Source organism: Camelimonas sp. ID_303_24 (assembly GCF_053543495.1).
The window spans coordinates 46722-59014 of record NZ_JBLLJM010000022.1 but is presented as its reverse complement, the minus strand read 5'-3'; the positions used below and the strand labels follow the sequence as shown (position 1 = coordinate 59014).

Below are 12293 nucleotides of genomic sequence, written 5' to 3'. Positions count from 1 at the left end.
GCAGCGCGGATCAGGGTGGCGCCGGAGGCATGGACATGCCATCAACCAGAGACCCGCCCGCATGACGGGCTTCACACGCTTCTGGACTGCTCCATGCCTGACAACTGGCCGCCCAGACCAGCCGGGGGCGCAACCTCCCCCACTCCTGCTGCCAGCGACGGCTCAAGGGGAAAGACAGGCAGCCATGTCGCCGCCCCGCCCATGCCCGCAACGCGTATTGTCAAGCTGACGGAGCGTCCGGACCTGGCGGAGACAACCGGCGCATGGCGCTGGGACGCCTTCTTCAGTGATGGAGACCGTTCACGCGCCGACATCATCGCGCTTGAAAAGACCTGCGCGGCAGGGCCCGGCCCCTTGCCAATGGTGATGGCGCTGCTCGTCCAGGACAGGCCGGCAGGCATGATAGCGCTTTGTCTTGACGATCTTCCCGGCAGGCCAGAACTGAACCCCTGGCTGGCCGGACTTTATGTAGACCCGCCGCACCGCGGCCATGGCCATGCGCGGCTTCTGATCAACGAACTCGAAACCTTCGCCCGCAAGCTCGGGATCACGGGGCTCTCGCTTTACACGTCCACCGCGCCGGGCCTTTACGCCCGCATGGGGTGGCGCGTCATCGACCAGTTCGCGTCAGCGGGCGAAACCTTCGTCATCATGCAGAAGCAGCTCTGACAGGCCCGCGACGGAGGCTGAGCGCCGCGTGGCTGACGCCGCGCGGCTGACAAGGGTCCGCGGGCTCAGACGTTATCCAGCTTTTCCAGCAACGCCTGAAACCGCTCCGGAAGGGGGTTGCGCACCGCCTCGCTGTACACGGTCCGAAGCTGCAAGCCGATCGCCTGGCCGACTGCTGCAACGGCCGCGTCTGCAATGCCATGCGACAGACTGGCCGCATCATCCCCGCCCCAGCTGGCGGCATTCCTGTTCTCATCCATTCGCCAGCCGCTCATTGCGCCCAGGCCTCCCCGACGCGCCCATTTGCCAAAATCATTGCGTGCTTCCCTGTCGCAATCCGCATCAAATCTGCCGGTCGCCCCAGCGCAAGAGCCCTGAAGATTCATGCCAGAAACTGGCTGTCTCCATGGGTCCGGCGCCCATACCGTCCAGTGCCAAACGCCATTCCAGCCAGTTTGTTCCAAAAAGCTGGAACTTATCGATACTGTGGCGGTTATCATTTGGTGCAAATCTGCGGGTTGGGCTTCAGGACATGTCAACAAACACCAGGCCAGAAGGCCAATTCGTGGACCTTGTCCAGAGAAGCGCCCGTCGCGCAGACCTTTCGCCTCCAGTGATCCCCATGCGAGCCCCCGCTTTCATCCTGGCGCACTGCATCCTGGCATACGCCCAGGAGGCCCCCCCCGATCAGGCAAGGTCGTCATCCGAAGCTGTGTGTGAGTGAGCGCCTTGACCAACCGGAAGAACCTGACAATCACGATCGCGGCGCTTGCGATAACCATCGCGACGTTGCTGGCGGACATCGAGCTTCCCATCGGCACTGCCATCTGGGCGCTGTATGCGCTCCCGCTGGCGCTCACTTTCATGGCGACCCGGGCTATCCTTGCGCCAATTTTCACCGCCCTGATCATTGTCGCTATCGTCGCCGGATATTTCATCGCTCACGCTGGCGTTGATCCTCACGTCGCCATCATCAACCGCGCCATGGGCGCGTTGATGATGACGATCATGGGCGTGACCGGCTACTTCCTGATCCGCGGCCGTCAGGCCACCGCCGCCTGGGCCTGGGTGCAAACCGGTCAGGTGAAGGCGGCGCAAGCGCTTCAGGGCGATCTTTCAGCCGAGCAGATCGGTGAAAAATTCCTGGCCGCCCTGTGTCAGTCCACACGGGCCCGGGCCGGCGTGCTTTATGCGCGTTCGGCCACCGGACTGCTGCAGGTCGCCAGTTGGGGGGCCGACGCCGCGCGACTTCCAGCTGAGGTGTCCCCTGGGGCCGGTCACCTCTGGCGGGCGATTGACAGCAATGCGCTGGTCGACATTCACGGCGATGATGAGGCGCAGCTCGCATGGACCTCCGGGCTGATGAGCGGACGCGCTGCCTGGAGCATCATGGCGCCGACCCACGACGGCGCGCAGGTCAATGGCGTCATGGAGCTGGGCTTTGATGCGGAGCCAGGCAAACGCGTCCGGAAATTGCTTGAAAACATGCCGGAGCGCATCGGCGTGGCCCTGCGCTCCGCCCGTTACCGCAAGCAGCTTCAGGAGCTGCTTGAGGAAACCCGCCGGCAGACCGAGGAACTGCGCAGCCACACCGAGGAGCTGGCGGCCTCCAACGAAGAGCTTGAAGAACAGACCCAGTTGCTGGAGCAAAACCGCGATCAGCTTGAGCAACAGCAGATCGAGCTCGAGGAAAGCAACGCCCGGCTCGAAACCCAGACGCAGCAGCTGGAGGAGCAGCGCGACGCCCTCGTGCGCTCGCGGCGCCAGCTGGCGGATCAGGCTGACCAGCTGACCCAGGAGAGCCGCTACAAGTCTGAATTTGTCGCCAACATGTCGCACGAATTGCGAACGCCATTGAACGCCCTGCTCATCATGGCGCGGCTGCTTGAAGAAAATCGCACCGGCAACCTGTCCAGCGAACAGGTGAAGTGGGCCCAGACCATCACGGGCGCCGGGCAGGATCTGCTGACGCTGATCAACGACATTCTCGATCTGGCCAAGATTGAGGCTGGAAAGCTGGATGTCGCGCCCATGCCAGTTTCTCCCGGCAACGTCGCCAGCAAGCTGCTTGGCGGTTTCGAGATGCAGGCGAAGAACAAGGGGCTGGTTCTGGAAATCGACGTGGCCAGCGAGATCGGGTCCCTTGAAACGGATCCCGCGCGGCTTGAGCAGATCCTGCGCAACTTCCTCTCCAACGCCATCAAGTTTACCCACACGGGCAGCGTGTCGCTGCGGGTCTCGGCTGTCGAAGACGGGGTCGCATTCGCCGTCCGCGATACGGGCATCGGCATCAAGGACGGCGACCAGCAAGGCGTGTTCGAGGCCTTCCGCCAGGCGGATGGCGCCATATCGCGCCGCTATGGCGGCACCGGGCTCGGCCTGTCCATCTCGCGCGAACTGGCCGGTCTGCTTGGCGGACGCATCACGCTTGAAAGCACGCCAGGCGCCGGCAGCACCTTCACCCTGACCCTGCCCCGGCGTTTCCCGGAAAGCAGCCCGGCGCGCCGGCGCGCGGCTGTTGCCGAGGCGCCGCCGCCATCACGCCCCCCACTGCCGGAAACCGCGCCAGACCCGAGCGCCGGCATCGGCGGCATGGCCGGCGTCGAGGATGACCGCGCCCACATCCAGGACGGTGATCGCGTCATGCTGGTGGTCGAGGACGACCCGGCGTTCGCGCGGATCCTGCTTGATCTGGCGCGGGATCTCGAATTCCGCTGCATCGTGGTTGATCGCGCCGAAGACGCGGTGAGCGCGGCGCAGCGTTATCTGCCCCAGGCCATCGTTCTCGATGTGGGGCTGCCTGACCATTCCGGGCTTTCGGTGCTGGACCGGCTGAAGCGCAATATCCAGACGCGGCACATTCCCATCCACGTCGTCTCGGCGGGCGACCACATGCGCGAAGCCATGGCCCAGGGGGCGATGAGCTATCTGCTGAAGCCTGTCGACCGCACCGAGCTGGCGCAGACCATCCAGCGTCTTGAAGGGCGGATGGAGCAACGGATGCGCCGCGTCCTGATCGTCGAGGATGACCCGGCGCAGCTGGCCGGCCTCAAGGCGCTGCTGGCCAGCGACCAGGTGGAAACCATTGGCGCGGCGACCGCTGCGGAGGCCATGGCCGCGTGCCGGGCCGGCACGTTTGACTGCATCGTGCTGGACATGACGCTGCCCGATGCATCCGGCTTTGACGTGCTCGAACAGCTTGACGCCGATGAGGCGGCGTCGTTCCCGCCGGTCATCGTCTATACGGCCCGCATCCTCAATGAAGCCGAAGAATTGCGACTGCGCCGCTATTCGCGCTCCATCATCATCAAGGGGGCCAAGTCGCCGGAGCGTCTGATCGACGAGGTGACGTTGTTCCTCCACCAGGTGGTGGCCGGGTTGCCGGAACGTCAGCGGGAAATGCTGAAGGTATCCCTCAACCGCGATTCCATACTGGAAGGACGCCGGATCCTGGTGGTCGAGGATGACATCCGCAACGTCTACGCCCTGACCGGCATCTTCGAGCCGCATGGCGTCGACGTTCAGGTTGCCCGCAATGGCCGGGAGGCGCTGGAAGCGCTCGGGCGCGTGGTGGACGGTGCGCCGGGCGTCGATCTGGTGCTGATGGACGTGATGATGCCGGAAATGGACGGCCTGACGGCAACCCGCGAGATCCGCAGGATCGACCGCTGGACCAACCTGCCGATCATCATGCTGACAGCCAAGGCGATGGTCGAGGACCAGAACATCTGCCTCGCCGCGGGGGCCAACGATTACATCCCCAAGCCCATTGACGTCGACAAGCTGCTGTCGCTCACCCGGGTGTGGATGTCGCGATGACCACGGACCCGATGACAGCGCCGCCCGTGGAGCCGGTGGAGCTGGAACTGTTTCTGGAAGCGCTCTATCGCCGCTACCACTATGATTTCCGCTCCTACTCCCGCGCCTCGCTGCAGCGACGGGCGGAGCTGGCGCGGGAGCGTCTGGGTTGCGACACCATCTCCGACCTGCAGAAGCGGGTCCTGCACGAGCCCACGGTATTGCCGCAGGTGCTCGACGCCATGACGGTGCAGGTGAGCGAGCTGTTCCGCGATCCCGCCTATTACCTGGCGCTGCGCGAGGAGGTGATCCCGCACCTGCGGACCTTTCCCTCGCTGAAAGTCTGGGTCGCCGGCTGCGCCAATGGCGAGGAGCTGTATTCACTCGCCATCCTCTTCCATGAGGAGGGACTGTTCGAACGCACCCTGTTTTACGCAACGGAGATCAATCGCCGCGCCCTGAACAAGGCTTCGGCGGGGATTTACGACATCGACCGCATCTCCAGCTTCTCCGCCAACTACCAGCAGGCCGGCGGCCGGGCCTCCCTTTCCGATTACTATACGGCAGGCTATGGTCACGCCGTCTTCGACCGGAGCCTGAGAAGCCGCACCGTGTTCTCCGAGCACAATCTCGCCACGGACCAGGTCTTTTCCGAGGTGCATCTCGTGTCCTGCCGTAACGTACTGATTTATTTCAACGCAGCGCTCCAGGACCGGGCGCTGGGACTGTTCTCAGGCGCGCTGGTGCGCGGCGGTTTTCTTGGGCTCGGCGCCCATGAAACACTGCGTTTTTCCGCGTCATCCGCCGCCTGGTCTCCATTCAATGAACGCGAGCGTATCTGGCGTCGCACGGCAAGTGAGGACGTGACCCATGCCCGCTGACCCCATCTGCTTCCTGATCGTCGATGACGTCGCAGAGAACCTGCTGGCGCTGGACGCCCTGCTGCGGCGGGACGGGCTTGAGATCCATCATGCCTCCTCAGCGCCCGAGGCGCTGGAGCTGATGCTGGTTCACGACTATGCGCTGGCGTTTCTCGACGTGCACATGCCGGAAACCAACGGCTATGAACTGGCGGAGCTGATGCGCGGCGCCGAGCGCACGCGGCGCATTCCGATCATTTTCGTCACTGCGGCGGAGCGGGACGACACCCGCCGCTTCCGCGGCTATGAAGCCGGCGCGGTGGATTACATTTTCAAGCCCATCGATCCGCTGGTGCTCAAATCAAAGGCTGAGGTTTTCTTCCGGATCGGCCAGCAGGCGCGCGATCTGGAGCAGCAGCGCGACGAGCTGCGCGCCATCGCCAGCCACCGCGACCTGGCGATCGCCCGCCTGAAAGCCCACGCCGACAACTCGCCGCTGGCCTATGTGGAAGTCGACAGCGCCCTGACCATTCTGGCCTGGTCGGCGGGCGCGGAGCGAATGTTCGGCCGCAGCGCGGAAGCCGTCGCTGGCCGCTGCGCCAGCGACGTCGCCTGGCTGGCCGCCGATGGCCTGGACGTGCTGCGCGGATGGTTGCGCCCGGAGGCGGACGTGCCGCCGCGTTACGCCGCCGAGGCCAACGCCCTGGGACCGGACGGCGCCAACATTCATTGCGAGATCTACGGCTCGGTCCTGCGCGATCCCATCACCGGCAGGCTGTCGCTGTCGCTGCAGATCCTTGACGTCAGCGAACGCCACCGGTCCGAGAAGGTGCGGGCCCTGCTGACTGGGGAGCTCCACCACCGCATCAAGAATACCCTGGCCAATGTGCAGGCCATCGCCCGGCAGACGCTGCGGCAAAGCGACAGCCTGGCCGCTTTCGAGCAGAGCTTTGGCGGCCGGCTGCAGGCGCTGTCGCGCGCCCACGCCATCCTGTCGGACGCCACCTGGTCCAGCACCCTGCTCGACCAGCTGGTCCAGGACCAGTTCCAGGCGGGAACGCTGGACCCGGACCGCGTGCGTCTGCATGGCCCCAAGGTGGAGCTGTCGCCCGAGAATACCCTGCGCATGGCGCTGAGCCTGCACGAGCTGGGCACCAACGCCGCCAAATACGGAGCGCTCTCGACGCCCGCCGGCGAGGTGCTGATCAGCTGGCGCCGGCTGGGCGATGGCCTGGAGCTGCAATGGGAAGAGCGCGGCGGACCACCCGTCACGCCGCCCCGGCGCGCCGGTTTCGGCTCCACGCTGATCCGCTCGGGCGCGGGCGCGGACCCCGACGCCATTTCTGTGGAGTGGCGGCCATCCGGAGTCCTCTGGACCATCCGCCTGTCGGACGGCGTCACCCATGTGGCCGTGGCGCCGCCGCTGGCGCGCGTCCCGGCTGCGCCGCAGCCGGACGATGGCGACTTTGGCGGCTGCCGTATTCTCGTTGTCGAGGATGAGCCGCTTATTGCCTTCGACCTCAGCAGCGAACTGGAAGAGGCGGGCGCGGAGATTGTCGCCATCGCTGCTACGGTCAGCGATGCGCTTGCCGTCGCGGAAACCGCGGCCATTGATCTCGCCGTTCTGGATGGCAATCTCGGCGGCAAGCCGGTCGATCCGGTCGCCATCGTGCTGTCGGGGCGCAACATCCCGTTCTGCTTTGTGTCGGGCTACGGACGCGCCCACCTGCCGCAGGATTTTCCTGACACGCCGGTGGTTGAAAAGCCGTTCCGTCCGGAAGTCCTGTTTTCGGTCCTGCGCTCCCTGCGCAATGGCGCGCCGGCGAACCGCCGGCCCGAGACCGTATAGGGCCGGCGACCTGTCCATCCCGACCCGGAGCCGCCTTGACGCAAGGGAAGCGTGCGCCGGGCTTCGGCGTGGTCGCGTCGGCGTCCCGATGCTTTAACCAATACACAACGGGTCTTCCGGTCACTTGGGAGTCTGAAAGCCCGGAAGCCTGACCCCTGACGTCTGGGAGCTTCGCGCGGCGTTATCGAAGACCGGGGCCCAGCCCGCCGGTGCGCCTCTGGATGAAACCGCATGACTGTTGTCGCCGCTTACCTTTACCGTCATGGCCACCCGGTCACCCCGGTGCCCCTCGACCAGCCGGCCATGTGCGCCAGCGACCGGTCGGAGTTTGTCTGGATCGGTCTGCACGAGCCAAATGAAGATGAATTGCGCCTGTTGCAGGAGAACTACGACCTGCACCCCCTCGCCGTCGAAGACGCGCTGAAGGCGCACCAGCTTCCCAAGGTCGAGGTGTTCGGCAACCAGCTTTTCGTCGTGGCCCGCACCGCGCATCTCGACGGCGACCATATCGCCTATGGCGAAACGGCTGTGTTCGTCAGCCGCGATCACCTGATCAGCGTGCGTCATGGTTCGGCCCGCGCCCACACCGAATTGCGCCATCAGCTGGAAGCGGCACCGGGGCTGCTGCAGCAGGGCGTGGACTATGTGCTCCACGCCATCCTCGACTTCATCGTCGACGGCTACCTGCCGATCGTCGAGAACATTGAGGAAGAAGTGCTGGCGATGGAGCTGCGCATGCTCGACTCGTTCATCGGCCGCAACGAGGTCAGCCGCCTGTTCACGCTGCGCCGCGAACTGATCCGCTTCCAGCGCATTCTCGGCCCCATGTCGGAGGTGTGCAGCAAGCTGGCGCATCTGGACCTGCCGTCGATTGACCCACAGGCCCGGCCCTACTTCCGCGATGTGCATGACCATGTAACGCGGGTGGAAAGTCGCGTCGCCAGCCTGCGGGAAATCCTGACTTCGGTCTTTGAGGCCAGCAATCTGCTCGAACAGCAGCGCCAGAGCGAGATCACCCGCCAGCTGGCCGCCTGGGCGGCCATTCTTGCCGTGCCGACGGCGATCGCCGGCATCTATGGCATGAACTTCAAGAACATGCCGGAGTTGCAGACCGAGTACGGTTACTTCGTGGTGATCTCCATCATTCTGGGCCTGTGCAGCCTGCTGTACCTGCGCTTCAGGCGGGCGGGCTGGCTTTAGGGCGCTTTCCGATCAGGCGGAATCGTCTGATCGGGCAGAATTCGTTCAAAGTATAGGTCCAGGGCATTGTCCGGCGAAGCGGGTCCCGCCTGGCAACCTCTCTGGCGGCCTACAGCGGGCCCTTGAAAATGAACAGGGCGCCGAGCGCGATCAGCACAAAACCCACGGCGTGGTTGAGCGTCAGGCGTTCGCCGAGCACCGCCACCGAAAAGCCGGCGAAGACCACCAGGGAAATCACCTCCTGAATGGTCTTGAGTTCCGCGGCGCTGTAGACGGCGTGGCCAATGCGGTTGGCGGGCACGGCCAGGCAATATTCCAGCAGGGCGATGCCCCAGGAAATCAGCACCACCGTCGGCAGAGCCGCGCCTGGGAACTTCAGATGGCCATACCAGGCCGTCGTCATGAAGACGTTCGAGGCCAGCAGCAGCAGGATGGGCAGGACGGCGGGCGACAGCAGGCTCATGCGGGCCTCAAGCCTCAATTGGATATGCGCCCCATCCCGTTACCACCGGCCCGCAAATGCGCAACATCCAGGCGGACGAAATGTGCCAGGACATGCCTTGCCTGAACCGGGCGATCGGGAGCGGGTCCCCCGGCCAGATCGCCAGAAGCGGGCCTTGCCCGCGCTCCATCCATTTGATCCGGCATACTTTCTTAAGGCGAATCAGATTTCCCTTTTCCGGAGAACGCCAAGGGGCCCGGTTGTCCGCGCCGCATCACTGTGAGACCCTTTCCGCATGTGGAAGCAACTGATTTGCCTTGCCATTGCCGGAGCGGCCCTGATTGCCAGCCCCGCGACGGCCCAGGAGAATGCGCGCCAGGAAGCCGCCCGGCGCGCCCAGGCCCTGAAAACCCTGCCGCCGGAAGCCGCGCGGCGGCTGTTCGGACAGGTAACGACGCCAGCGCCTGGCGCCGGGCATGCCATCGGGTTTTATTCGCGCGGCTGTTATTCCGGCGGCGTCCAGATGACGAACACCGGCGAGACCTGGCAGGTGATGCGCCTCTCGCGCAACCGCAGTTGGGGCACGCCGCGCCTGGTGCGTTTCCTTCAGAAGTTTTCCGCCGACGCCGCGAACGTCACCGGGTGGCAGGGCATCCTGATCGGCGACATGGCGCAGCCGCGCGGCGGGCCGATGCTGACGGGGCACGCCTCGCACCAGTTGGGCATCGAGGCGGATATCTGGCTGCGGCCGATGACAGATCGCGTCTATTCCGCCGCCGAGCGCGAGGAAATCTCCTCCACCGACCTGGTGCGCAAGGACAGACTGGACATCGACCCGCGCACCTACAGCGCCAGCCATGTGCAACTGCTGAAACTCGCCGCCTCCAGCCCGCTGGTGGCGCGCGTATTCGTCAATCCGGCGATCAAGAAAGCATTGTGCCGCGATGCTGGCGCCGACCGGGCCTGGCTCCGCAAGGTCCGGCCGACGTGGGGCCACAACTACCACTTCCACGTGCGCCTCAGCTGCAACAGCGGCGACGCCTGCCGTAACCAGCCGCCGCCGCCGCCTGGCGATGGCTGCGGCAAGGAACTGGACTGGTGGTTCAGGCCGGAAGTGCTGCATCCCAAGCCACGCCCGCCTGGCAAGCCCCCGCGCGCGCTGACCATGGCCGACCTGCCGCCGGCCTGTCAGGCGGTGCTTGAGGCGCCGTGACGGACGCCTGAAGCACCCGCGGCGCGCATGTGACATCAACCGTCCAGTCGCATGACATCCAGGCTCACGGGGTCAATCTCACGGACCCCGAAGGGCAGATGCGGCCGGGTTCAGCCTGCCGCCACGCCGACGCCGCGCTGGCAGGCGACGCCCACGCCGCCGATGCCGCAATATCCGCCAGGGTTCTTGGCCAGATACTGCTGGTGATAGTCCTCGGCGTAGTAAAACGGCGGCGCCTCTCGAATTTCCGTGGTGATCGGCCCGAACCCGGCGGCGCTCAGGGAGCCCTGATACTGGTCGCGCACGGCGCGGGCGGCCACCAGTTGCTCCGGCGTCGTTGCGTAGATGGCCGAGCGGTACTGGGTTCCGATGTCATTGCCCTGGCGCATGCCCTGGGTTGGATCATGGTTCTCGAAGAACGTCGCCAGCAGCTCCGCCACAGGCAGCCTTGTCCCGTCATAGACGACCAGCACCACCTCGGTGTGGCCGGTCATGCCGGAGCATACCTCCTCATAGGTGGGGTTGGGCGTCGCGCCGCCAGCATAGCCAACAGCGGTGACGGCCACGCCCGGAAGGTTCCAGAACAGCCGCTCGGCGCCCCAAAAACAGCCAAGGCCAAGCTGGATCTGCGCCAGGCCGGGCCACGGACCATGCAGCGGCGCATCGCTGACGAAATGGCGCTGGCTGGTGACAAGCGGCGTCTGGCGGCCAGGCAGGGCTTCGCCCGGCCCCGGCAGGCTGGTTTGCTTTCGCCCGAACAACATGGCGTCAACCTCCTGAAAATCTGTCGGGGATCCCGGCGCGCGCCCGGCGGCGGCGAGACCCCATGCCTCACGACATGTCCCACTATATGGGAAACGATCCGCCGCGCGTCAGCCTGATGAGAGAATAGCTGCATCAGGGCGCCGGCCCCGCGCATTCGCCCGACCGCACCCGCCAGGCTGTCAGCCCGCCGGCGGCCTGAAGCCTTTTGCGATGGAACTGGATCGGCCAAGGCCCCAGCGTCCTTTATTCGGAGTAAACCCTGGTCGGTCAGACGGTTCCGTCTGATCGGGAAGCACTCTAAAAATGGCCGCCGACGCGCAGGCGCACCTGGTGACGTTCAAACTGGTCCAGATCGAAATGCCCGGCATGGTGGCGGGCATCGCCGGCGAGTTGGGCGCGCCAGGCCACCGACGCCCACAGATGCGAGCCAAACGCCACATAGAGGGTTGGCCCGACGAACAGCGCCTGTCCGGCATAGCGGTCGAGCCCAAGCCCTTCATAGGCCCTTGCGTAATGCGCTTCGGCGCCGACAAACACATCCGGCCGCAGACGCCAGGACAGGGCGGCGGTGACGCCAACGCCGGACCCGTGGCCAACGCCGCTGGCGTGCGGCCTTGAAACGCCCATGTCGTAGTCGAGGTTGAGGGCGGCGATGAGCTGACCTGGAATGATTTCCCGGTCGATCAACACCTTGAAACTGGCGCCGTATTCACGCGAGCGCAGACCCGTGCCCGGCTCGACGCCGCCGAACCCCGGCGTCACGCCCAGCGTCAGGCCAACCGGCGCGACGGCGCGGTCCAGCACGCGGAACCGCATGTCGAGAAAGGCGCCGTCCAGCGCCGTGCGGTGACGGTCGACCTGATCCGGCATGCCATGAATGTCGTAACGCGACACGATGAACCCCGGCGACAGGCGGAAGCTGCGCGTAACCGGCGCTTTCAGCGAAATGGCGGCGTCAATGGCGGAGAAGCTGCCATGGCGCTTGCCAAAACGCCCTGTTGCCTCCGTTTCCAGTTCAAGCTCGCCGGGCTGACCGATATCCGAGCCCTCCGCGAAGCCGAACAGATGTTCCGTGTCCAGCGGTTCATCGCCGCTTCGGGCGACCTCACCTTTCGCCTTTGCCCCGCCGTTCGCGGCGATCAATTCGGGCGACGACCGGCTCCGGACGACCTCTTCCGCCTGGACAGCGCCAATCTGGGTCGCAGGCGTCATCGCCAGCGCCCCGCCGGTCAGAATGATCCGCCCGAACCGCCCTCCCCCCGATCTCAGCTTCCTGGGGTCCATACCCGTTGGCCACATCTTCCGGCGCTCCCTCCACTTATGGCGCGACGGCAACCGCCGCGGTGCGGATCATATGCAATTGCAAACGATTTGCAATTGCATATTTCCTTTTTCCAGCATCAGGCCGACGCCATGGGCGCGCGCTGTCCGCCCGGCGCCAGGCAACGCCGCCGGCCAGGCCAGCCTGCGGCGCCCCCTGGCGCCATGCATGAACTT

The 12293-nt window shown here is 65.4% G+C and carries 10 protein-coding genes; 6 read left to right on the top strand and 4 right to left on the bottom strand.

Translation table 11 applies throughout. The features are described 5' to 3' along the window. Positions 1–201 precede the first annotated feature (201 nt). A complete protein-coding gene (locus tag ACERNI_RS15810) occupies positions 202–669 on the top strand; it encodes a GNAT family N-acetyltransferase (RefSeq protein WP_448834217.1) in 468 nt (155 codons plus the stop codon). 65 nt (positions 670–734) lie between these two features. On the opposite strand, the gene ACERNI_RS15805 is transcribed toward ACERNI_RS15810, so the two are convergent. After that, positions 735–944, bottom strand: coding sequence for a NepR family anti-sigma factor (locus ACERNI_RS15805; protein WP_448834216.1), 210 nt, complete (start codon positions 942–944; stop codon positions 735–737). 454 nt (positions 945–1398) lie between these two features. On the opposite strand from ACERNI_RS15805, the gene ACERNI_RS15800 reads away from it, so the two are divergent. The 4 genes from ACERNI_RS15800 to ACERNI_RS15785 all read left to right on the top strand — a co-directional run bounded on the left by ACERNI_RS15800 (position 1399) and on the right by ACERNI_RS15785 (position 8376). Next, complete coding sequence (locus tag ACERNI_RS15800; RefSeq protein WP_448834215.1) at positions 1399–4488, top strand: response regulator; 3090 nt, start codon at positions 1399–1401, stop codon at positions 4486–4488. Next, a complete protein-coding gene (locus ACERNI_RS15795; protein ID WP_448834214.1) occupies positions 4485–5348 on the top strand; it encodes a CheR family methyltransferase in 864 nt (287 codons plus the stop codon). Before ACERNI_RS15800 ends, ACERNI_RS15795 begins: the two co-directional genes overlap by 4 nt. Next, a complete protein-coding gene (locus ACERNI_RS15790) occupies positions 5338–7176 on the top strand; it encodes a response regulator (protein WP_448834213.1) in 1839 nt (612 codons plus the stop codon). Before ACERNI_RS15795 ends, ACERNI_RS15790 begins: the two co-directional genes overlap by 11 nt. Before the next feature lie 231 nt (positions 7177–7407). Beyond that, positions 7408–8376, top strand: a complete 969-nt coding sequence (locus ACERNI_RS15785; protein ID WP_448834212.1) for a magnesium and cobalt transport protein CorA — start codon at positions 7408–7410, stop codon at positions 8374–8376. 109 nt (positions 8377–8485) lie between these two features. Here the strand turns inward: ACERNI_RS15785 and ACERNI_RS15780 are convergent, their stop codons facing one another. Next, the gene (locus ACERNI_RS15780; RefSeq protein WP_448834211.1) at positions 8486–8839 is read right to left on the bottom strand and encodes a DMT family protein; all 354 of its coding nucleotides are present in this window, start codon (positions 8837–8839) and stop codon (positions 8486–8488) included. Positions 8840–9113: 274 nt separating this feature from the next. On the opposite strand from ACERNI_RS15780, the gene mepA reads away from it, so the two are divergent. Beyond that, complete coding sequence (mepA, locus tag ACERNI_RS15775; protein WP_448834210.1) at positions 9114–10031, top strand: penicillin-insensitive murein endopeptidase; 918 nt, start codon at positions 9114–9116, stop codon at positions 10029–10031. Between the two features lie 110 nt (positions 10032–10141). Here the strand turns inward: mepA and msrA are convergent, their stop codons facing one another. After that, on the bottom strand, positions 10142–10795 hold the full coding sequence (gene msrA, locus ACERNI_RS15770; RefSeq protein ID WP_448834209.1) for a peptide-methionine (S)-S-oxide reductase MsrA: 654 nt from the start codon (positions 10793–10795) through the stop codon (positions 10142–10144). Between the two features lie 298 nt (positions 10796–11093). After that, positions 11094–12008, bottom strand: coding sequence for a hypothetical protein (locus ACERNI_RS15765; protein ID WP_448834208.1), 915 nt, complete (start codon positions 12006–12008; stop codon positions 11094–11096). Positions 12009–12293 lie beyond the last annotated feature (285 nt).